The organism is Pseudomonas sp. DC3200b2 (assembly GCF_049895785.1).
GTDB lineage: Bacteria > Pseudomonadota > Gammaproteobacteria > Pseudomonadales > Pseudomonadaceae > Aquipseudomonas > Aquipseudomonas massiliensis.
The window spans coordinates 260610-282302 of sequence record NZ_JAFCTA010000003.1 but is presented as its reverse complement, the minus strand read 5'-3'; the positions used below and the strand labels follow the sequence as shown (position 1 = coordinate 282302).

General features: G+C 55.3%; 16 protein-coding genes and 2 pseudogenes. 12 read left to right on the top strand and 6 right to left on the bottom strand.

Going from position 1 to position 21693, the window contains the following annotated elements:
* Positions 1–157: 157 nt before the first annotated feature.
* From ACP691_RS10695 to ACP691_RS10665, 7 genes and pseudogenes are all read left to right on the top strand, one after another.
* Positions 158–2206 (top strand): PAS domain-containing protein, encoded by a 2049-nt coding sequence (locus tag ACP691_RS10695; RefSeq protein WP_426149430.1) that lies wholly within the window; start codon positions 158–160, stop codon positions 2204–2206.
* Positions 2207–2317: 111 nt separating this feature from the next.
* The gene (locus ACP691_RS10690; protein ID WP_426149428.1) at positions 2318–2836 is read left to right on the top strand and encodes an RNA polymerase sigma factor; all 519 of its coding nucleotides are present in this window, start codon (positions 2318–2320) and stop codon (positions 2834–2836) included.
* The gene (locus ACP691_RS10685; RefSeq protein WP_426149427.1) at positions 2833–3792 is read left to right on the top strand and encodes a FecR domain-containing protein; all 960 of its coding nucleotides are present in this window, start codon (positions 2833–2835) and stop codon (positions 3790–3792) included. Before ACP691_RS10690 ends, ACP691_RS10685 begins: the two co-directional genes overlap by 4 nt.
* 101 nt (positions 3793–3893) lie before the next feature.
* The gene (locus ACP691_RS10680; RefSeq protein ID WP_426149426.1) at positions 3894–6329 is read left to right on the top strand and encodes a TonB-dependent siderophore receptor; all 2436 of its coding nucleotides are present in this window, start codon (positions 3894–3896) and stop codon (positions 6327–6329) included.
* 41 nt (positions 6330–6370) lie between these two features.
* Positions 6371–6529, top strand: a pseudogene (locus ACP691_RS10675) (hypothetical protein); the annotation flags it as partial.
* A 58-nt stretch (positions 6530–6587) separates the two neighbouring features.
* A pseudogene (locus ACP691_RS10670) lies at positions 6588–7505 on the top strand (DUF4113 domain-containing protein); the annotation flags it as partial.
* 185 nt (positions 7506–7690) lie between these two features.
* Positions 7691–9097 carry a hypothetical protein gene (locus ACP691_RS10665; RefSeq protein WP_426149424.1) on the top strand — a complete coding sequence of 469 codons (1407 nt, stop codon included), beginning with the start codon at positions 7691–7693 and terminating at the stop codon, positions 9095–9097.
* A 73-nt stretch (positions 9098–9170) separates the two neighbouring features.
* Here ACP691_RS10665 and ACP691_RS10660 read toward each other — a convergent pair whose 3' ends face one another.
* Positions 9171–9809, bottom strand: coding sequence for a DUF6988 family protein (locus tag ACP691_RS10660; RefSeq protein WP_426149422.1), 639 nt, complete (start codon positions 9807–9809; stop codon positions 9171–9173).
* A gap of 18 nt (positions 9810–9827) precedes the next feature.
* Positions 9828–10790, bottom strand: coding sequence for a tyrosine-type recombinase/integrase (locus ACP691_RS10655; protein ID WP_426149421.1), 963 nt, complete (start codon positions 10788–10790; stop codon positions 9828–9830).
* Positions 10791–10994: 204 nt separating this feature from the next.
* Here ACP691_RS10655 and ACP691_RS10650 point away from each other — a divergent pair, with 204 nt between their 5' ends.
* The 3 genes from ACP691_RS10650 (at position 10995) to ACP691_RS10640 (ending at position 13664) form a co-directional block, all read left to right on the top strand.
* On the top strand, positions 10995–11756 hold the full coding sequence (locus tag ACP691_RS10650) for an SDR family oxidoreductase (RefSeq protein ID WP_426149420.1): 762 nt from the start codon (positions 10995–10997) through the stop codon (positions 11754–11756).
* A gap of 97 nt (positions 11757–11853) precedes the next feature.
* Entirely contained in the window at positions 11854–12468 is a 615-nt protein-coding gene (locus ACP691_RS10645; protein ID WP_426149419.1) for a LysE family transporter, read from the top strand.
* A gap of 290 nt (positions 12469–12758) precedes the next feature.
* The gene (locus ACP691_RS10640; RefSeq protein ID WP_426149418.1) at positions 12759–13664 is read left to right on the top strand and encodes a LysR substrate-binding domain-containing protein; all 906 of its coding nucleotides are present in this window, start codon (positions 12759–12761) and stop codon (positions 13662–13664) included.
* A gap of 361 nt (positions 13665–14025) precedes the next feature.
* Here the strand turns inward: ACP691_RS10640 and drt3b are convergent, their stop codons facing one another.
* From drt3b to ACP691_RS10620, 4 genes are all read right to left on the bottom strand, one after another.
* Entirely contained in the window at positions 14026–15969 is a 1944-nt protein-coding gene (gene drt3b / locus ACP691_RS10635) for an antiviral reverse transcriptase Drt3b (RefSeq protein ID WP_426149708.1), read from the bottom strand.
* Positions 15970–15979: 10 nt separating this feature from the next.
* On the bottom strand, positions 15980–17245 hold the full coding sequence (drt3a, locus tag ACP691_RS10630) for an antiviral reverse transcriptase Drt3a (protein ID WP_426149417.1): 1266 nt from the start codon (positions 17243–17245) through the stop codon (positions 15980–15982).
* Positions 17246–17476: 231 nt separating this feature from the next.
* On the bottom strand, positions 17477–18277 hold the full coding sequence (locus ACP691_RS10625; RefSeq protein ID WP_426149416.1) for a DNA-binding protein: 801 nt from the start codon (positions 18275–18277) through the stop codon (positions 17477–17479).
* Positions 18274–18447 (bottom strand): hypothetical protein, encoded by a 174-nt coding sequence (locus ACP691_RS10620; RefSeq protein WP_426149415.1) that lies wholly within the window; start codon positions 18445–18447, stop codon positions 18274–18276. The genes ACP691_RS10625 and ACP691_RS10620 overlap by 4 nt, the downstream gene beginning before the upstream one ends.
* Positions 18448–19227: 780 nt before the next feature.
* Between ACP691_RS10620 and ACP691_RS10615 the strand changes: the two genes are divergently transcribed.
* Both ACP691_RS10615 and ACP691_RS10610 read left to right on the top strand, forming a co-directional pair.
* Entirely contained in the window at positions 19228–20598 is a 1371-nt protein-coding gene (locus ACP691_RS10615; RefSeq protein ID WP_426149414.1) for a uracil-xanthine permease family protein, read from the top strand.
* Between the two features lie 167 nt (positions 20599–20765).
* Positions 20766–21560 (top strand): substrate-binding periplasmic protein, encoded by a 795-nt coding sequence (locus ACP691_RS10610; RefSeq protein ID WP_426149413.1) that lies wholly within the window; start codon positions 20766–20768, stop codon positions 21558–21560.
* The last annotated feature ends 133 nt before the right edge of the window (positions 21561–21693 follow it).

Below are 21693 nucleotides of genomic sequence, written 5' to 3'. Positions count from 1 at the left end.
TTCCCAAAACCCGTGGAAAGCTGCTAAACGGTATCTATACGCACCCCGCCGCAGCCTGTACCTTCCAGCGCACCGGCTCGTCGGAACCTGGCCAGCGGCACTGTGCCAGTTTCCGTGCAAGCTCCGCTGGACTTTTCTTACGCCTGGATAACGGTAAATGAGCAGTTTCCCGCCCCTGGGGCCCGCTGAAGACAAGGCGACCGCATTGACCAACGAGGCCTTCGACAGGCTACGCCTGGCCTTGGACGCCGGGGCCATCATCGGCACCTGGATCTGGGATATCCAGGCCGACCGGGTCACCGCCGACGAACGCTTTTCCCGCTCCTTCGGCATACCGGCCGAACTGTGCCAGGCCGGGCTGGCATTGGACCAGACGACCCGCTCCATTCATCCCGAAGACTTGCCTCGAGTGTTCCAGACCATCGAGCAGGCCCTGGATAGCCGTGGGCTGTACCGATGCGAATACCGCATCCGCGGCACCGATGGTCAATACCGCTGGATCGAGGCGTCCGGCCGGGTGGAGACGGACGACAACGGTACCCCGGTCCGCTTTCCGGGCATCCTGCTGGACATTGACGCCAGGCGAGCCGCTGAAACGGAACGCGACCGGGCCAACGCGCTGTTGCGTATGTTCACCGAGGCCGTTCCCGGCGTGGTCTACGCCAAGGACCGTCAAGGTCGCATGCTGGTGGCCAATCGTGGCACCACGGCGCTGATCGGCAAACCGCCGGAAGAATACCTGGGCAAAACCGACAAGGAGTTTCTGCAGAACGCGGAGCAGGCACGGATCATCACCGAGACGGACCAGCGCATCATGAACGCCGGGGTAGGCGAAACCATCGAGGAACAGGTCAGCCTGCCTGATGGCACGGTCAGCGTCTGGTTGTCGACCAAGGCCCCGCTGTTCGACGATGCCGGCCAGGTGATCGGCCTGATCGGCTCCTCAATCGACGTGACGGACCGCAAGAATGCTGAAGCGGCGGTGCTGGAACTCAATACCAACCTGGAACAGCGGGTACGTGAGGTGATCCAGGAGCGGGAGCAGGCCCAGGAAGCCTTGCGGCAATCCCAGAAAATGGAAGCAGTAGGCCAGCTCACGGGCGGCATCGCCCACGATTTCAACAACCTGTTGGGAGGCATCTCCGGCTGCCTGGAAATGATGCGCGCGCGGATGGAGCAAGGCCGCTTCGACGAACTGGAGCGCTACCTTACCGTGGCCCTGGGCGCGGTGCAGCGCGGTACCTCCCTCACCCATCGGCTGCTGGCCTTTTCCCGGCGGCAGGTATTGGCCCCCAAGCCTACGGACGTCAATGCCCTCATCATCGAGATGGAGGAGTTGGTGCGCCGCGCCGTCGGCCCGAGTGTAGAGCTGCAAACCCGCAATGCTTCAGGGCTATGGCCTGCCTTGATCGACCCCGGCCAGCTCGAGAACGCGCTGCTGAACCTGTGCATCAATGCCCGGGACGCAATGCCCAATGGCGGGCGGATTACGCTGGAAGCGGCCAACGAGACGGTCGACGAGGGCCAGGCCAGGCAATTGGACCTGCCCGCGGCCGAGTATCTGCGTATCAGCGTGAAAGACACCGGGCTGGGCATGAGCGCTGAACTGCTGCAGAAGGTATTCGAACCTTTCTTTACCACCAAGCCCTTGGGGGAAGGCACGGGCCTGGGACTGTCCATGGTGTACGGCTTCGCCCGGCAGTCCGGAGGTCAGGTCCAGATCGCCTCCGAAGTGGGACGCGGAACCCGAGTCTCCCTTTATCTGCCGCGCTACGAAGGCCAACTGCCCTCCGCCGAGGCCGTGAGCGCGACACTGTGCCCGCTGCTGACAAGCCGCAAGGACATGACCGTGCTGATCGTGGAAGACGACGCCGCGGCCCGAATGCTTCTGACCGAAGTGGTCCAGGACCTGGGCTACGCCGTCATCGAGGCCAGCGATAGCGTGGCCGGTACCCGCATCCTGGAGTCGGACGTGCCTATCGACCTGCTGATCACCGACATCGGCTTGCCTGGAGGCTGCAACGGGCTGGACATGGTTTCGCGGTGCCAGGACCAACGCAAGGGCCTGAAGGTACTGTTCATCACCGGCTATACGGACCAGGCCAGTACCTTGCCCGAGCGGCTCGGGCACAACGCCCGGATCCTCACCAAGCCCTTCGCGCTGGACGCCATGAGGCAGTGCCTACGTGACTTCCTCGAGGCTTGAGCACAGAAAAGAGCAGCGCATCGGGTAAGCCTGTCCGGGTGATTGCGGCAGTGATATGACTCTGCCACAATCGCGAATAATTCTCGTTATTCGCCCTCTCGGGGTATTCCCTTGCCTTCTGTCCACAGCCCAAACGGCGAGCTCGTTGGAGCGCTGTACCGTGATCATCGCGCATGGCTATTGACCTGGTTGCGGCGTAATATTGCCTGCCACCACCGGGCCGAAGACCTCAGCCAGGATACCTTCGTACGGTTGCTCGGCCGTGAACGCCTGGCCCCACCGCGCGAGCCTCGGGCATTTCTGCTGACGGTGGCCAAGGGCTTGTTGTTCGATCATTTCCGCCGGGCGGCCCTGGAACGGGCCTACCTGGACGCATTGAAGGACATGCCTGAAAGCGAACAGCCATCGCCGGAACAGCGGCAGTTGATACTCCAGGAGCTGCAATTGATCGACCGCCTGCTAGGCAAGCTTTCCGCCAAGGCGCGCGCCGCCTTCCTGCACAGCCGCCTCGATGGCCTGGGCCACGCCGAAATCGCCGAGCGCCTGGGTGTCTCGGTGCCGCGGGTGCGCCAGTACCTGGCCCAAGGCATGCGTCAATGCTACGTGGCCCTCTATGGTGAGCCTGCTTGAACCCTTCGGTTTCCTCCCGGGCGCTGGACGATGCCATTGCCTGGCAGCTTACCCTCGAAGACAAGGGCAACGAGCAGGCGCGGCGTGAATTCGAACGCTGGCTGGCTGCCGATGAAGAACATGCGCGGGCCTGGCATCGCCTCAACCTCATCGACTTGCGGATCAGTGCCACATCCGTACCGGCGCGCGCGGCGCTGCGCACGCCGCGAGACGGGCTGCGCCGCCAGCTGCGCACCTTGGGCCGGGGCCTGGCGGGCGTGGCCATGGCCATCGGCCTGGCCGTGGTTGGCCGGCAAGTGTTGCCGGTGGACTATTGGCTGGCCGACGAACGCACCCAGACCGGTGAGCAGCGCCTGGTTCAACTGGCGGACGGTACCCGCATCAACCTCAATACCCACAGCGCCATCGACATCCGCTTCGACACCCGGCAGCGGTTGATCCTGTTGCGCGAGGGGGAAATCCTCGTGGACACCGGGCACCGACCCGGCGAGTCGCGTCCCTTCATCGTGCAAACCCGCGACGGTACGCTACGCCCGCTGGGTACCCGCTTCATGGTGCGAAGCCTTACCCAGGGAACCTTGCTGGGCGTGCTACAGGCGTCGGTGGCGGCCAAGCCCCGGCAAGCCACGGATGAGCGCGTCGTGTCACACGGCCAACAACTGCTGATGAACAGCGAAGGTATCACCAGCGTCAGCGCCCTTCCTTCCAGCGCCGACGCCTGGACCCACGGCATGCTGGTGGCTGACAACACCCGGCTCGCCGATCTGGTCAACGAACTTGATCGCTACCGCCCCGGCTACCTGAGCGTGACCCCAGAGGTCGCCGACCTGCGCATCACCGGCAGCTTCCCGCTCACCGACACGGACCGGGCATTGCGCGCGATGCTGCCTATCCTGCCGATCACCCTCACGCAGCACAGCCCCTGGTGGACGCGGATCGGCCCTCGGGAGGGCTAATGCCCGGTCAAGCGTAAAAAAATATTTCACAAGCCCTATCACTTTTTCGCGCTCATGCGGCTTTCAGGCAACCACGCCTCGTTTCCTCCCGGAGAGCCCGCATGTTCCGCCCCTTCAATGCCCTGCTTCGCCCCAGCCTCGTGGCTGTCGCCATCGCCATGGCCCTCGCGCCAACCGTCAACCCGGCGGTTGCCGCCGACCAGGCCAGCGCCTTGCACACTTATCAGGTGCCTGCCTCTCCCCTGGCCGCCGCGCTCAACCAGATCGCCAGCCAGGCGGGCCTTACTCTGGCGGTAAGCCCATCACTGGTGGCAGGCAAGACGTCCGCCCCCGTGAACGGCCAATACAGCGGCACCGGCGCCCTCGACGCCGCGCTTAGCGGCACCGGGCTGCAACTCCAGCAGAGCGGCAGTGGCACCTATACCTTGGCTCAGGTCCCCGAAGGTACCCTGGCGCTGCCGGCCATCGAGGTCAACTCCAGGGCAGACAGTGAAAGCGCCTGGGGCGCGGTGTCCGGCTACCGGGCCAACCGCACGGCGGCCGGGACCAAGACCGACACCGCCCTGGCAGAAGTACCGCGCTCGATCTCCGTGGCCACCCGCGCGCAGATGGCAGACCGCGCCGTGCAGAACCTGGACGATGCCGTACGCTACATGCCTGGGGTGATCGCCAGCAGCTATGGCAGCGACTCTCGGGCTGACTGGCTGAAAGTCCGTGGCTTCGAACCGACCCAGTTCCTCGATGGCCTGCCCCTCCCCAAGGGGGCCTATGTGATGCCCAAGGCCGAGACCTGGGACCTGGAGCGCGTCGCATTGCTGCGCGGCCCCGCCTCCTCCGTGTATGGGCAGACCCCACCCGGCGGATTGCTGGACATGGTCAGCCGGCGACCTGAGGAAGGCCCCAGCCATGAAGTGCAGGTGCAGGTGGGCAGCTACGAACGCAAGCAGGTCAGCTTCGACAGTACCGGCCCGCTCGACGAGCAAGGGACCTTCCTCTACCGGATCAGCGGCGTGGTGCGTGATGCCAATACCTCGGTAGACCACATCGAAGACAAGCGCTACAACTTGGCGCCCAGCCTGACCTGGAACATCGACCCGGACACCCGGCTGACCTTCCTTAGCCAGTTCACCAGGGATGATACCGGCATCACCAGCCAGTTCCTCCCGCTGCAGGGCACCAAGCTGGCCAGCGCGGCGGGCACGGTCAAGTACCATGAAAACCTCGGGGACCCGGACTGGGAGTTCTACGACAAGACCTATTACGCCCTGGGCTATGCCTTCGAACACCGCTTCAATGATACCTGGCAGTTCCGCCAGAACCTGCGCTACACCAAGAGCGACCTGTCGTTCCAGAGCATTACCGCCGGCGGTTATTACGGCGCGGTGCAGGACGACGGCACCGTGGCCCGAGGCGCCAACGTGGTCAACGAGGACATCAGCCAGTTCGCGGTGGACAACCACCTGCAAGGCAACTTCAGCACGGCGAACCTGGACCATACCTTGCTGCTGGGGCTGGACTATCAGCACATCAACCATAACTACCAGTGGCTGTATGGCAATGCTCCTACCAGCAATATCATCCGCCCGGTCTACGGGCAGGACTTCAGCAATGTGGTTTACACCGCCTACAACGATTACAACCAGAAAACCGATGACGTGGGCGTGTACCTGCAGGACCAGATCGCCCTGGACAACTGGCGCCTGACCCTGGGTGGACGTGAGGATTTCTCCCGGGTCGATTCGGTGTTCTATAACGCTGGCAATGCCAAGGACACCCGTCGAGACAATGCCTTCACCGGCAACGCAGCCTTAAGCTATGTGTTCGACAACGGCATCACGCCTTACCTCTCCTATGCCGAGTCTTTCCAGCCTGAAGCCGGCGGCGCGGCTGGCGCGGCCTACAAGCCCAGCACCGGCAAGCAATACGAAGTCGGGGTGAAGTACCAGCCGCCTGGCAGCGACATGCTGTTCACCGCGGCGGCCTACGACCTGACCCGGGAAAACATCGTGGTCACCAGCAACAACGGCATCAGCGCACCCGTGGGCGAAGTCAAGGTGCGTGGCTTCGAGCTGGAAGCCACTGGCAATGTGAATGAAAACCTCAAGCTGACGGCCTCCTACACCTACGCCAACAGCAAGATGACCAAGACCACCAACACCTTGGACAAGAACCGCCCATTGCCGCTGACTCCGGAAAACCAGGCGTCGGCCTGGGCTGACTACACCTGGCACCAGGGCTTGTTGGATGGCTTCGGCCTGGGCTTCGGCGTGCGCTACGTAGGCGCCACGGACAACGTGGCCATTGGCAGCCTGGCTTATGTCCGGGATGGATCCGACGGCCATACCAGCGACTACACCCTTTACGATGCCGCCGTGCACTATGACCTGGGCAAGCTCAACGCCAGCCTCAAGGGCGCCAGCGTCTCGGTCAACGCCAATAACCTGTTCGACAAGGAATACCTCTCCACCTGCGACGGGTTCTACTGCTACTACGGCGACCGCCGTAACGTGCTGGCGAGTGTCAATTACAAGTGGTGAGGGCTTCGGCACCGCCTCAATAGCGGCCAGATGAAACGCCAATGCCGCCAGACATACAGTTCTGGCGGCACATGAGCGCTACGCCGCAATCGGGAGCTTCGCTCCCGTTCCTAACAGCTACACCACTTCCGGGGAAACGATACGTCCTGCGCTTGCGGCGGGCGATCAACAACCCACTCGCGCAGCGCGCCAAGTCGGCCTCGCTTGAACGACTGGACGGGGATTATGAGGACGCCTGGGCCAGGTCCGGGAGGAGCCTTTGGCCGTTCGATCCGGCAACGGGTGATGAAATGCACCGGCATCCCAGTCGGTGTCGGGATCGCCCGGACCAAGACCCTGGCCAAGCTGGCCAACCACACCGCCAAGCGCTTGCAGCAGCACACCGGAGGCGTCGTAGACATTTGCGACCCGTTCAAGCGTGACTGGGTACTGCGCAACACTGCCGTGTCCGAGGTCTGAGGAGTTGGCCGGCGCCTGACCGCGCATTTGCAGGCCATGGGTATTCAGTCGGCCATGGACCTGGCCAACGCCAATCCGGCGACCCTGCGCGCTAAATTCAGTGTGGTCCTGGAGCGCACCGCCCGAGAGCTCGCCGGCGTGTCGTGCCTGGAGCTCGAGGACCCGGACCTACCCAAGCAGGAAATCTGTTGCAGCCGGATGTTCGGCAAGCGGCTGACCGAGCTAGCGCCGATCAAGGAAGCGGTGGCCACCTATACCGCCCGAGCAACGGAGAAGCTGCGCGCCCAGGGTTCGATGTGTAAGAAAATGCGCGTCAGCGTGCGCACGGGCATCTTCAGCCCGGACGAGGCCAAGTATGCGAACGGCGTTATGGTCGAACTGCCCTACCCTACCCACGACACGTTGCTGATGATCAACGCGGCCACCCAGGCTGTGGAGCGGATCTACCGGCCAGGCTACCGCTACAGCAAGGCTGAAGTGATGTTGCTGGACCTGCGGCAACCTGGTGAATACACAGACGACCTGTTTGCTGTGACACAGCCGAAAAAATGCCAGCAGCTGATGGAAACCCTGGACAACATCAATGCCCGCTGGGGGCGGAGCACGTTGCGGGCTGCTACAGTACCGAAAGAGCTAGACTGGGGCATGCGTCGTGAGTTCATGAGCCAGAGCTACACGACGAAAATTGACCAATTATGGACGGTAAGGGCGCACTAACGTGAGGACAGATGAGTGAAGAGACAAATGGGCTATCATACTAGCTCCGGCTTTGAAAAAGCATCACACTCAATGGCTTCCATTTTTCATGCTAAGCATGTCAAATGATATGTATATGTTTCAGAATAGTAATCATCTTTAAAATTCTCAGAATATAGGATTGAGGGATTAAATTGACATACGCATTGATTGACAATGCTACTTTGACTGCGGTTCAAAGAATTGAAGGTCAAATTCTTACAAAATCAAAGGATTCGGTTGATACAGATATTGTGGCTTTCGAAAACTATATACAGTCGATTTTGTTCTATGACAGAATTGTTGCGGTGGACGATTACATACCGGAGCATAGAAATAACAGGCTCTCTTACTTTAGCAACATATCTTTCCTTGATAAAAAATCGTTTGGCTTAGATGTAATCGAAAATGAGGCCAAAAGAATATCTGACGAATTGCAACCTAAGCTACGCGGAGGGAAGTTTGTTAATGACGATTTTAGAAAGCTGATTGAGCTACTTCAGACGCATATCATATGCACGTGGGATATTAGCTCAAGTGTTTACCATTTGACACTGAAGAACCTATCGAGTGACAACAGAGAGTTTGAAAAATATGGAAATATTGCGGCTGCCATTTTTTCAGAGCTTGGTGATGCTGCTGATTCCGGGAATAGGGCTAAAAGTAGTATAGAACTGCTGGATCGATTTGGTAACCCTATAAGAAAAGGATACAAGGTTCCTGGTGCTAAATGGGGGGATGGTACTTCTGCTGGTGAAGCATCAGATGCAATCAAAGCCTTCGTGGCTTCGCTAACCTGGCTAGCTAATCGTTCGGTATTTTATTCACTTGCAGCTAAAGATTTCCAAGCGGATACTTTTCTTCATCCAATAAGACAAGCATACCAACAAGTTTATCTAAGTGAAAAATGCCAGTATGGGTTTGATTATGCTAAGCATATAGTTGAGCACTTCTCTACTTCGCTTAGCAATGATTTGATAGATATTCACTCTGCTGGGAAAACAACGGCAACAGCAACACCTCTTCCGGTTTTCTCTGCATGGCTGGCAAAGGAAACTGGTGATCCAGCCCACATAGTAGAAGCAGCATGCAATATTAGAAATAATCCAGAGTTTGTTGAGGCTCGGGAAAAAACGCGTGAAGTAAGACGCTCATTTGACGAAGACGAAATAGCAGTTGCAAACAAGCGTGTAGCATCCTTGATTTCAGATATATCAAAAGCCTCAAACGATATGAGGATAAAATATGGTTTGCAGACAAGACAAGGTGTACCGGTAACCAAGCTTGTGCAGGTATACAATACGGTGGCAGCGCTTAAAGCACTGCCGAAAATTCCCGCTTATAACTTTAAAGTTAAACTACCAGATTTTCTTTACGATCTTAAAAGGCCAAGAGGATTTCGCGCTGTCTATCGTAATTTGACGCATGATCTTTCAACGGTTTGGTCGCTAGGCGAGGCCCGAGATATCCTTGCAAGTAAAGTTTCGATAGATAACCAAGCGCGATCATATAGTCCAAAGCAAGAACAGCCCCGGTATATGAACGCTCATTCACAATTCAAAAGTCCAATGTAGTATCAAGGATAAGTACACTTTATGAAGGTTTTGGTCATGGTCAAGCAACCGGGATTTTTCCAAGACTACGGGTTCATGCACCTGGCGCTATGTAATCAAAGGTTTCCAAATACTTATTGCTCAGACAATTCATAAGTTTTACGTTATTAGCAGTTTCTGCCAGAGCTATAAATGCCAGGTAGGATATATGCAAAGATAGCTTTAATATTTGAGTTACGTCTTTTTGTTCGTAATTCGAATCGATGCCGCTGTCATTGATACGATTCCAAAACTGGCCGGCACCGCCGTGGGTATAATCGTGAAGCGTTTTCAGCATGAGTTCGCTAAATTCCGTCAGCTCGCCTTCCTGAAAATTTTCTATTAGTTTAATTGCTTTTAGCATTTCCGAAAATCTGGGAGGTTCTTTCCCCTGTGTAAATTTAATTTGTAGCTCGGGGGAAGCACAATAGTGCAGCCAAGTCCCGCGAACATAGCCCTCGAACTGAGGCCGTAGCAAAGCATACGCTGAGCCAAATAGACCATTATCAATAAGTATATGGATAGCTTGGAAATGCTCAATTGATAAATGCCACAGCACTCTACCAACCAAGTTTTTATCATCTGTATCTAAACCGCCTGTTCCGGCCAGTTGATATGATTCAAACATCCATTTCTCAGATTTATTCAAAAGAGCTTTTAGGTCTGGATGATGCTGAAAAACTTGTGGTTGCATTCAGTTTTCGTCCTATTGTTAATATTTCACGTTGTAGGTTGGAGAATCCTCCGGCCTATTCTGCCGCCGATCATACATTCGGGTCGTGCTGATGTTCGCATGGCCTAGCCAGGCCTGGACCTTGGCAATGTCCGCTTCATGCTCCAGGGCATTGGTGGCTGCCGTTGCCCGCAGGCCATGCACGCCCAGGCCCGCGACCTCGATGCCTGCCTTTTTCGCATAGGCTTCCACTACTTTATAGATGCCATCGGCGGTAATGCCTCCTCGATCTATAGGGCCGCGTAGCGGCAGGAACAGCGGGCCTTTCGGTGTGACCAGGTGATGCCCCGAGCGCTCCAGGTAATCATGGATGCGGTCAGCGGCTACCGGGTGCAGGGGCAGATAACGCACCTTGCCGCCTTTGCCGTGGATCAGGAGGTGCTTGATCCCGCGCCGCTCCAGCATATCGCTTACGCCCAGCTGGGCCGCCTCTTCCCGGCGAAGGCCGTGGTAGAGCAGCACGGCCAGAATGGCTCGATCCCGCAGCCCTTTTAGCGTGGCCACGTCCGGTGCTTCCAGCAGCGCTTTGGCCTGGTGATCGCCCAGCGCTGGAGTCTTGCCTTCGTTGCTTTCAATCTTGGGCCGTTTGACCCCATGGACTGGATTGCCGCCGGCGACAGCATTGCATTTCAGTAGATGGTCGAACAGGCTGGCCAGTGCGGCGAGTTTGCGCCGGATGGTGGTCCCGGCCAGGCCGCGCTTTTCCAGCTGAGCACGCCAGGCCAGGACGTGCGCACGGTTCACCACGCGAAAATCTTCCGCAGTGGCCAGCCCTATAAAGGAACAAAAGTCTTCGAGGTCGTTTTGGTACGCACGGCGCGTGCGCGGGTTATCAATGTTGGCAAACCATTCAACCGCGGCTGGAACCGTAGCCAGGTGCTGAAACTCGGCCGCCGTCAATCGGCGTTCGCCTTCATCTTGGTGCGCGACTAGCTCGCCCATCCCCTACCCTCCTCAAAACGCCCCAAACGCCAGGCTAACCGAAAACTCTTGATAACCCTTTTTATCAATACTAATCCTGAGATACTTTCGAGATAGTTTTTCTTTACTGCTGCAGTAAATCTTCTGGTTTGGCGACCTAGCTGAAATTTTGGATAGTTGATCCATGCCGAGTGCTCGGCCAACCCTACCGGAAGAGGAAATGTTATGACTATTAAATCCCTTAATTTCGAAGGCAAGGTGGTTCTGGTTACCGGTGGTACCTCCGGTATCGGCCTGGAAGTAGCACGCCGTTTTGTTGCCGAGGGTGCGCAGGTAATTGCTACAGGCGTATCGCCTGAGCGTCTCAAATCGGCGCAAGAGGAGCTGGGTGACCATGCCTTGATCATGGCGGCTGATCTGCGTCAGCCCGAGGCGCTGGACCCGGTTATCCGTACCGTCCAAGAGCGTTTCGGTCGGTTGGACATCGTGTTTGCAAATGCTGGTGCTGGCACAGCAGCGCCGCTGGAATCGGTTACCAAAACCCAGATCGAGGAGCAGTTTGCACTTAATTTCACCGGTACTTTTCTCACCGTACAAAAAGCGGCACCGTTGCTGAGCAAAGGTAGCAGCGTGGTCTTGACCACCTCATTCTTGAACCAGGTAGGCACCCCCGGCATGTCGATTCTTTCGGCAAGCAAAGCAGCCGTTCGATCTCTTGCGCGTACGTTGGGTGCGGAGCTGGCCCCCCGGGGCATTCGGGTTAACGCTGTAAGCCCTGGTCCGATCAGCACGCCTTTCCACGGAAAGCTTGGTCTTTCGGATGCAGAGCTCAACGAAGTGGCTGCAGGTATCGAAGCCGCGGTGCCGTTGGGGCGTTTCGGGGAGGCGTCCGAAGTCGCCAACGCTGTGCTCTTCCTGGCCGGCGACCAGTCGTCCTTCATGACAGGCGAGGAGATCGTCGTGGACGGTGGTCTGTCACAATTCTGACCGGGGCGAGATCGTGCCCCTGAGGTTCCACTGCACTCGTGACAGCGCAGGACACCACCCAGCTGTCACGAGCACCGGTTTTATCAGGAGACCGCCCATGTTTGGAATTGCGCACTATGGCACCTTCGTTGTGTCCTTCATCTTGCTGCTCATCCTGCCCGGCCCGGGTAATTTTGCTCTGATTACCTCGACCGGCAAAGGAGGCGTAAAGGGAGGTCTGGCCGCGATAGCCGGGGTCATTATCGGCGACCAGATTCTTATGTGGCTTGCGTTGGCAGGCGTGGCTGCGCTGCTCAAAACCTACCCCGCCACCTTCCACGGCGTTCAAATCCTGGGCGGCCTGTACCTAGGCTATCTAGGGTTGCGGTTAATGCTGGCCAAGGCCGGAGAGGCCAGCGTGGTGAACATTGCGCCCTTCCATTATCTTCGCCAGACGCTGTTCATCACGCTGTGTAACCCCAAGGCGGTTCTCTTCTACCTCGCCTTCCTGCCCCTGTTCATCGATCCCTCGGAACATCGAGGCGTTGCCACTTTTACTGCGCTGGCGCTTACGGTCTCGAGTCTTACCTTCCTCTATGGGGTAATTGTCATCGGGCTCATACGATTTTTTGCCGAGCGCATCAGATCCAACCAGGCGCTGACCCTTTTCTTCCAAAGGATCGCTGGAGCATTTCTCATCGGCTTCGGCGTCAAGCTCCTGATTGCACGATAGCGTCAGCTCCCCCGCGATTGACCGATCCTCAAATTGTCGATCATATGGAGTTAACACCGGTGACCGCTCCAAACAGTCTTCTGGCATTTGTGGCGGTATTTCTCTCAGTTGCTGTAATCACCGCCCTCTTGGGCAGACGTCTGCAGGTTTTGCAAGGCGGCTGGCTGATCTGCGGCATGGCCGGTACGCCCGCGGTGGAATGCAGTGTGTAATGACCGGCGTTATGCCCGGTCGATTCGCTTTTCGTGAGACATTTGAATGCGAGTGAGAATATGAGAGCCCCGCGTCATTTGAACGCTTTGCGAGCTTTCGAAGCCGCTGCCCGTCACCTGAGTTTCGTCGGTGCAGCCCAAGAGCTCAACGTCACGCCAGCAGCAGTCGGCCAGTTGGTACGCCAGCTGGAGGAGAGCTTTGGTCAGGAGTTGTTTTACCGTTCACGCGGGGGCCCTTCACGTCTGGAATTGACCACTGCCGCCAGTCACGCGCTGGTAGAGCTGCGTGCAGGCTTCGATCTGTTGAGCCGAGCAGTGGAAGGACTCAAGCGCGGGGCAGCGCCGGCTTCAATCAGCGTGACCGTTCCCCCTGCCTTTGCTGACAAATGGTTGCTAGGGAGAGTGGAGGCCTTTCAGACAATCTATCCGCAGTTCGAATTGATCCTCAACACTGAAGGACGTCTGGTGGATTTGGCCGGAGACAGGGTCGATCTGGGTATTCGGTTTGGCCACGGTCACTGGCCAGGACTGACTGCCACCCATTTAATGGACGATACGTTTTTTCCAGTATGCAGCCCGGCACTGATGAAAGGGCCATTCGCCCCCACGGGTCCGGAGATGCTCGGTCACCATGTGCTGATCCACGACCTATCGATGCGAAATACCCCGGCCTTCCCTACCTGGAATAGCTGGTTGGAGCGGGCCGGTCACCCGCCTGTAGATCAAGCCCGAGTTCTACGTATCAATGACTCGGCTGCAGGGTTACAAGCGGCGATGGCAGGCAGCGGAATCGCTCTGGGACGCAGCAGCTTGGTCACAGGCGATTTGCAGGCCGGTAGGTTAATCAGACCCTTTGGTGAAGCGCAATCCAGCCCTCTGGCTTACTACGTTGTCCAGGTGGAAAAGGTGGGGCTTTCAGTCGCTGCGCAGAGCTTCAAGGAATGGCTGCTCGACTGTGCTTTGGACGCTTGGCCTGGCGGGTGACAGAAAGCATTAGTCTAATAAAATGCGCGTAACGGGTGTTATGGTAAACGGAATTCTATAAAAAAGCAGCTATGGCGATAACTCATGAAATGTAGCTGCCGACCCAAAATACACTTTCGAAGCTCAACTAGCTAGCCGCCCCTAGAAAGATTGTCCCCGTTATATATAAAAGACTGAGAGGTGGAAAATGACCTCACCTCGTTAGTGTGTGCTCCTGGCCAGAGCCATTCGCTCCTTGAACAATATATGAAATGCTTTCCTTTACGGAATATCCCACCTTTTGTAAAAGGTAATCGGCTTTGAGCGAGCTGCAAAGCCGTGGAGAGTATATTGGTCATTTTCCATGCGGGATCTTAGCACGCTAATAGACTCGTTTCAATTCTTTTCGCTCAAGAGAATTTAAAAGATCTATTTCATACCAATTTGTGAACCAATACCGGTTTTCATCGCCATCTAAAAACTTGTTTATGATTGTTCTCGGTGGAGCCGTAACGTTTGCTTCTTTATACAGGCGTCTGACCCATTTAAGTCTGCGGCTGGTAGGAATAAAAGGACATGCTATTGAATCTAACCAGAGGCTCGCTTGTTCAGCTTCTATTTGAATTTGCCCCAAGTTCCTTAAACGTTTATCAATTTCGTTTATAATGGTTTCACGCAAAGAAAGGTATATTTGGTTGTCTTTGATGTAAAAGAGACAAGACATTAAATCATGGTATGAGCAAGTGGACCTCAGGAGTTTCTCTAGAAGCGAAGGAGGCAGCCAATAGTTTTCACCTAGCTCACTGATTGCTAGTACCACGTTTAAAGCCTCCAGATAGACAAATTGATCAATTGATGTTTCAAACCGAGCAAGATCTCCTGTCAGTAACTCTATGGTCATTTGATAAAATTTCTGTTTTATCGTGTGCTCGTATTCAGCGAGGTAAGACTCGGCGAATCTGCTGACGAGAATTGCAGATGCTGCGATTTTATATGAAGAGCTAACCGAAGGGGCAACTGAATAGAAAAAATACAATAAATCTATAAGGACTATTAAAGCATCCACATAATGGTTCGCTCCAGAATCTTCTATTTGTAATTCACTGCAGTTTATGATTTTTTTGATGCGCTCGAAAAAAGCAGATATTATATATGCAGAAATGGAGTCGTATCCAGTTTCGCTGTTCGAGCACACGGCTTTAGACGAGTCTATAAAGCTTTGAATTAGCCTGGTTCTTCTGTGAATTTTTTTCGGAATAAGCCTTGCGTTTCCTTCATCACTTTCGAGGAATTTTTCAATAAATATATTTACAAATGAATCGACCTCCTTGATAACCTTTGACTTGGCTGAATAGAATGGTCTCTCATACTTTAATGACTTCGAAGTATTGGAGTGCAAGTTGTAATATCTTAATTTGTCTGTGTATAGCTCATACACTAGTCGTGCAGTTTCTATATCCTTTGAAAATATAAATATATCGTCGACGTAGCGCCGAATAGAATAATCAATTTCGAATGATTTTCCTGTTGCTTTAAGAGCTTGCTCTACCTGCCTGTCAATGTCTTGGAATATTATCTCTGCGAAAATCCTGCTAACTTCTGGGCCTATAAGAATTCCATTGGTTTCATTGTAGTTTGAACGTTGCATCAATGCGTCAAAAGCTTGTCCAAAAGTCGAGCTAACCGTGACCTTTTCTTTCACATGCGATTTTGTTTTAGTTGCCCAAGCTATTGAATGGGTGTAAATGCTATCAAAACATTTTGATACATCTAGTGTCCAGAAATGTGAAAACTTTCTTTCGAGGCTTGTAAAGTCTGAGGAATTGTAGAATTTATATAGCCGGTCGTATCCGCGATATGCATAGAAGGAAGAAGAGTGCTTTACAAGTTCGTCATTTTCAGCTTCACTCACCCCTCCACGTTTATATTTGCTAACATTCTCCCATGAATTTTTATAAAAAAATGTAGACGCGACGCTTTTAGGCGATCGAATTGAAAAAATGCTTTGGCTGGTATAGTGACAGATCAGCCTTTCGTATGTTTTATAGAAGTTCTTGATTTCCCATTGTGAAATGGGGTGCAGGATAGATAACGCCCTAAATTCAATTGCGTTTTTCTTGATCTTATACGTGTATGGGATTGTAAAATATTTTGTTCGGCCAGCTCCCTTAATGAGAGTTTGTACTATGAATGTGAATATGGGGGATACATCCTCTATCCTCATATTCTTATAAAATCCATCATTGGAATACATGATGGGTGTCTCGTAGGGAATTGTCTCCGTAATAAGTACGCGATCATAATCGCCGCGCCGGACCTTTCGCATTTTGTTACTATTAGGCATACTTCCAGCACCTTTGTAATTCCCCAATTTTTCTCTGAGAAAAATGCAAGAATGTCTTATTTAAAAACCCTTGTAAAAAACTAATGCGCAGCAGTATCCGCCTCTGAGAAAGGGTAGTGCAAGAGTGTAATTCGCTGGAAATCCTCCCCCTCCCAGACGAAATGATTTTAATAAGATACCTATCCAGCTCAATTAAACTTTCTGACTCTAAGCCGTCAATCCGGTGATAGTTGAAATAGATTCCGGCCATGCGCTTCCTATCTCTATCCGCATCCATGACGCTAAAGTTTGAGCAAAGAAATTTAAGCCTCAATAGCAAGAGGTCAAAATCCCTATCTAAGATATAGGCGAGCAGAGCTTTGGCTATTCTTGTCTTGGTCTTTTTTACTTTAGTGTGAGCAATATCTAGTTTTACGTCTCTGTAATGCTGACTTGGCTTCATTTTGGTGAGTATCGGAGATCTCACTTGAAAGCGGTATCCTAAATATTCGAAATCAATCTCCTTAGTAGCGGGGGTCCCATTTTTGTGAGGCTTTACGTCCCCGTTTGTCTCACATATAGCTTGCTTGCTCCTGTTTAGCTCGAAACCATTAGGCAAAGATTTTTGAATATATGTTATAAATCTATGAGCTCTTTCTTTTTTGTCAGTTATTATTATAATGTCATCTACGTAACGGCCGTAATAGCGTACGTGGCTATCGTTTTTTATAAGGTTGTCAAAATCCGCCATAATTATTTCTGCTAATGTGGCGCTAAGAGCCAAACCTCTGGGCACGCCCGTTAGACCTCGAAGTGCGTGCGCCTCCACTATAGATCCGACAAACTTTTTGGTTTGCACACTGGTCAGTAAGGATGTATGGAGGCGGTCTTTGATCAAGGTGTGATCTACCGATTCATAAAAGCTCTTTATGTCGAGACGATAAATACGATAGTCTATCCCCTCCCTCAGAAGCTCTCTTAGATTTGCGACTACGCTATCTCTGCTTATTTCTGACTGATTAAAATTCTTTTGCAAGTTTCTATTTATTTTTCGGAGTAGCAATTCGTCGCTAAATGTTTTTGGGCTAAATATCCTTTTTCCTTTTATAGTGCTTTCAGTCAAGCAGTGTGGAATATCCCATTCTACCTGTGCTTTGTAAACTGCAGTATCTATCTCTTGCTCTTTTATGGGGATAGATCTAAGTCTTGGTGACTTTATGAAGTCACTTTTCCGTAACTCTTGCCTTACGGTCTTTAGCGTGAAACTTTGATCATACATAACTACTCCTTGTGATGGTTCTTTCCTTGGTTCTTCTATGGGTTAATTAAATGCGGTGGAAGTCACGGCAGTGGATGCATGCGATTTTTACTCTCCGGGGCGCCAGTGCAGATGATGAAGCGGATGATAGACCAATTGCCTGCTAATCGGTGAGGCATCGCCCCGACAAGCCGATGTCTTTTGAATGGCTTGAAGAGGGCTAAACAAACATATTATGCTGGGTTTGCCAGTTCAACTCTGTCCTTGTGCTTTTGCTGCCAGAAATGCCTCATACTTAACCTCCAGTCGCTCATGTGCTTTCTGCAGCTGCTTCAGCTGCGCCGTAGCACTGTCGGCTTGCGCGCGGAACCCGGCACTCTCCTCCTTGGCCTCCGAGCGCTGCACTCGTAGCCGATCGACCATGTCGCGACGCTGCGCGAGCTCCCGGGTCAGTCGCTCGGTCTCCAGCCTGGCGGCGTCGCGCATCCGGCTGATTTCCTTCATCAGGTGGTTGGAGGTGCTCTCGAAGATATCGGCCTGGCGGCTGACCTCGGCGCGCAGCGCAGCGTTTTCCTCTTGGTGCACGGCCTGCAGCCGGGCCAGTTCCGCCGCATGGGTGTCGGCGAGCCGCTGCTGCTCGGCCTGATGGGCCCCGTCGATGCGGTCCAGCGCGTCGCGGTAGCGCTGGTCCTGTGTTTGATACTGCGCGGTCAGCTCGGCCAGCTCGTTCTTCAGGGCCTCGTGTTCTGACTGCGCGCGGTCCAGCTGCCCATTGAGCCGCTGCACCTGCTCGGTGAGCAACGCGATTTGCCGTTCCTGGTCGGCAAAGCGCCCCGTCGCCTGCGCCGCCGCCGTCCGCGCTTCGGCGGCCTCCCGCTGCGCCTGCTCGGCCACCTGCTGGTAGTGCGAGCGCTCAATCGCATAGGCCTGGGTCGCCTCGTTCAAGGCAACGTCCCACACCGTATCCAAGGCCTGGCCCACCGCCTCGGGGATCCCCGGCCGTTTCAACCGCGCATTCAGCAGTGGCCCGGTGCGCGCCCAGAACTGCTTCACCTCGTCCCCACCACATTCGGCGAAGCGCTCACCTCGTGCTCCTCGAGGATCCGCGCGCGGATGGCGGTCACCGACACTTCGGCGCCGGCCTCGAGCAACTGCCCGGCGTAATGGCGCACCAGGTCGCGGGTTTTCGGCAGGCCGCTGCGGGCGGCAGAAGGTGTATTCACGAAAGTTCTCTCACGTGACGAATTGAACGGCTTTTTCGGCAGGCCGGTTTTACAGGGCCTGGCCCTTCTTTCAGGCCCAAAACGGCCCGGAATCGCAAAAAACCGGTCGAATTGACTTGATTATATCCATACTGCAAGTGATATGAAAAATATTCATCCGTCAAAAAATTCGTGATTACCTCCCATTATCACGATTTAATCCATGCCCCTTCAGCAGGTAAATTCAGCAATAGCCAAGATATCATTCATTAGTTCGCAGGATAACTATTTACTAGCAGAACCAGCCACTTAAATATATAATCTTGTGCCAGTTATTGTTTTCAAAAAAGTTTTCAAGACCGCCTATGGTGAAGTTGTTAATCGCCCCGGAGCTCATGCATAGTCTCGAAGCTCAGAAGACAACGTCCCTTACCCTCTACCGGAAACAGCCGCATAGCACCGCCATATCACCGCTTGGAGTTATAGACATTCGATATGACCAAAAATATCACCTCGCGCCTCATCACATGTCGCGTAGATCGTTCGTCGGTCTCGCTCCCGCTCTGACAACTGAAGAAAGCGCTCAGCCAAGGCATTGTCATAGCAGCCTCCTCGACGTTGAGCTTTCGCGAGCTTCGCCCGTTACCCGTCCCCCCTACCGGCTGGGTGATTTCCTACCAGCTGAACGGAGTCGCGCTCAGGGTGCTTGCCCCCTATGAACCTAGCCACTGATCTTTGAATTTGAGAACTCTCCCAACCCCTCTGTAGAATCCGCCCTTTTTCCGGCCCGGGGCCTTTCCCATGCAACCAGCACACTCCCCTTCCAAGCCCGGCTCGCCTGCGGACGAGCTGATCTACGGCCTGGAGGATCGGCCACGCCCCATGGTGGCAATCCTTGCCGCGCTCCAGCATCTATTGGCGATCATCGTACCCATCGTCACTCCGGCGCTGCTGATCTGCCAGGCGCTGGGGGTGTCGCCGCGGGATACCAACCTGATCGTGTCCCTGAGCCTGATCGTCTCGGGTATCGCCACCTACGTTCAGTGCCGCCGCTTCGGCCCATTAGGGGCCGGGTTGCTGATTGTCCAAGGCACCAGCTTCAACTTCGTCGGCCCGCTGATCGCCGGCGGCGCGGTCATGGTCAAGCAAGGCACGCCGGTGGAAGCCGTGATGGCGGCGATCTTCGGCGTGGTGATCGCCGGTTCCTTCGTGGAGATCGGGATCTCGCGCATCCTGCCTTTCGTGAAGAAGCTCATTACCCCGCTGGTCACCGGCATCGTCGTGCTGATGATCGGCCTGACCCTAATCAAGGTCGGCCTGGTGAGCATGGGCGGTGGCTTCGGCGCCATGGCCAACGGCACCTTCGCCAACGGCGAGAACCTGCTGCTTTCCGGCGTCGTGCTGGCGGTGATCGTGGTGCTCAACCGCATCCCGCTGGTGTGGATGCGCAGTTGCGCCATCGTCATCGCCTTGCTGGTGGGCTACGCCTTGGCCGGCTACCTCGGCCGGCTGGACTTCACCGGCATGCACCAGGCGCCCCTGTTCCAGGTGCCGACGCCATTGCACTTCGGCCTGGGTTTTTCCTGGAGTCTGTTCATCCCCATGCTGGTGATCTACCTGGTGACCTCCCTGGAAGCCATCGGTGACGTGACCGCTACCAGCAAAGTATCCCAGCAGCCAGTGGAAGGCCCGCTGTGGATGCAGCGGATCAAGGGCGGCGTACTGGTCAACGGCGTGAACTCGCTGCTGGCCGGGGTGTTCAACACCTTCCCAAGCTCGATCTTTGCCCAGAACAACGGCGTGATTCAGCTCACCGGCATCGCCAGCCGCCGCATCGGTGGCTGGATCGCGCTCATGCTGATCGTGCTCGGCCTGTTCCCGACCGTCGCAGGGGTGATCCAGGCCGTGCCGGAACCCGTGCTCGGCGGCGCGGCCATGGTGATGTTCGGCGCGGTCGCCGCCAGCGGCATCAACATCCTGGCCGGCATCGAGCTGGACCGGCGCGCCCTGTTGATCATCGCCGTGTCTCTGGCGCTGGGCCTAGGCGTGGCCCAGGTGCCGGAGTTCCTCGCCCACATGCCCGCGGCCCTGCGTAGCGTGCTGGAGTCCGGGGTGGCCACCGGCGGTATCTGCGCGTTGCTGCTGAACTGGTTCCTGCCTCATCGAGAGTGATGGAGCCTGGCCAGTAACCGGGGTTGGCAAGCAGGCCAGCCCCACTCTACGGTTGGGCGTCAGCCTGAACCGTCAAGACCTATCGTCCGAATCACGCCAAGCGGGCTGGCAACCTGTGTAGCTTTTGTTTCACTTATCCCCTGCTCAGGCCATTTCGGTTCCACACCATGCCCATCTCGCCGCGGCCCTTCGGCCAACTCGGCAAACAGACGCTGCGACCGCTTTGTGCCGCGCTTTTCACCCTGCTTGCCCGGCTGAGTCATGCAGAGCCATTGAATATGGTCGAGCTTTACCTGGCTCCCGCGCCGCCCTTGAGTACCCTGGATTCTACAGGCGTCGGTGGGATCGTCGGTGAGGTAACGGTACAGGCGGCCGCCCTGGCGGGCTACAGCCTACGCCCCGTTTCATTGCCTTGGCCTCGCTCGCAACGCATCGTGCCCGCCGGGGAAAATCTGCTGATCATACCCTTGTCCCGTACACCGGACCGGGAAGAGCGCTACACCTGGATAGCGCCCGTGATCAGGATGGACCGCGCCTTTTTCACCCTCGGCAAAAGGGTCGAAACCTTTGCCCAGGCACGCGAAACCTATCGGCGGATCGCCGTCGGCATGGGTAGCGCCCAGGAGCAGAAGCTTCGTGATGAAGGCTTCAGCGACAGCCAGATCTACTCCCTCAAGATAGGAGAAAATCCTGCAAGGATGCTGCTCCTGGGCAGAGTGGACGCCTGGTTCAACGGTATCGCCGAAACCCGCTATATCTGGAAGGAGGTGTCGGACCGACCGCTGACCATGAGCCCCGTGATCATGAGTTCGGATCTGTACCTGGCCTGTTCCAGGCGCTGCGATCCGCAGATGGTCTTGAAACTCAAGGCGGCAGTGGAGCGTCTTCGTGCCGACGGTACCCTGAGGCTGATCACAGAGCGTTATCTAAAGGGGCTGCCAAGCCATGAAATGCCCCCCTGACCCTGAATTCAGGCGCAGGCAGCTCCGCACTGGCCGGGCATCTCATCTGTAGCCCTCTTTCATTACGAGCGGGTCAGGGGAAACGCTCGGTCATCCTCCATATGAGGAGTTCGATGAAATCCTGTTTATGTCG

Excerpts from the sequence above, each read along its gene's own strand:
- ACP691_RS10695 (WP_426149430.1), top strand. The coding sequence starts at position 158 with ATGAGCAGTTTCCCGCCCCTGGGGCCCGCTGAAGACAAGGCGACCGCA.
- ACP691_RS10680 (WP_426149426.1), top strand. The coding sequence starts at position 3,894 with ATGTTCCGCCCCTTCAATGCCCTGCTTCGCCCCAGCCTCGTGGCTGTC.
- ACP691_RS10660 (WP_426149422.1), bottom strand. The coding sequence starts at position 9,809 with ATGCAACCACAAGTTTTTCAGCATCATCCAGACCTAAAAGCTCTTTTG.
- ACP691_RS10655 (WP_426149421.1), bottom strand. The coding sequence starts at position 10,790 with ATGGGCGAGCTAGTCGCGCACCAAGATGAAGGCGAACGCCGATTGACG.
- ACP691_RS10650 (WP_426149420.1), top strand. The coding sequence starts at position 10,995 with ATGACTATTAAATCCCTTAATTTCGAAGGCAAGGTGGTTCTGGTTACC.
- ACP691_RS10645 (WP_426149419.1), top strand. The coding sequence starts at position 11,854 with ATGTTTGGAATTGCGCACTATGGCACCTTCGTTGTGTCCTTCATCTTG.
- drt3b (WP_426149708.1), bottom strand. The coding sequence starts at position 15,969 with ATGCGAAAGGTCCGGCGCGGCGATTATGATCGCGTACTTATTACGGAG.
- drt3a (WP_426149417.1), bottom strand. The coding sequence starts at position 17,245 with ATGTATGATCAAAGTTTCACGCTAAAGACCGTAAGGCAAGAGTTACGG.
- ACP691_RS10615 (WP_426149414.1), top strand. The coding sequence starts at position 19,228 with ATGCAACCAGCACACTCCCCTTCCAAGCCCGGCTCGCCTGCGGACGAG.
- ACP691_RS10610 (WP_426149413.1), top strand. The coding sequence starts at position 20,766 with ATGCCCATCTCGCCGCGGCCCTTCGGCCAACTCGGCAAACAGACGCTG.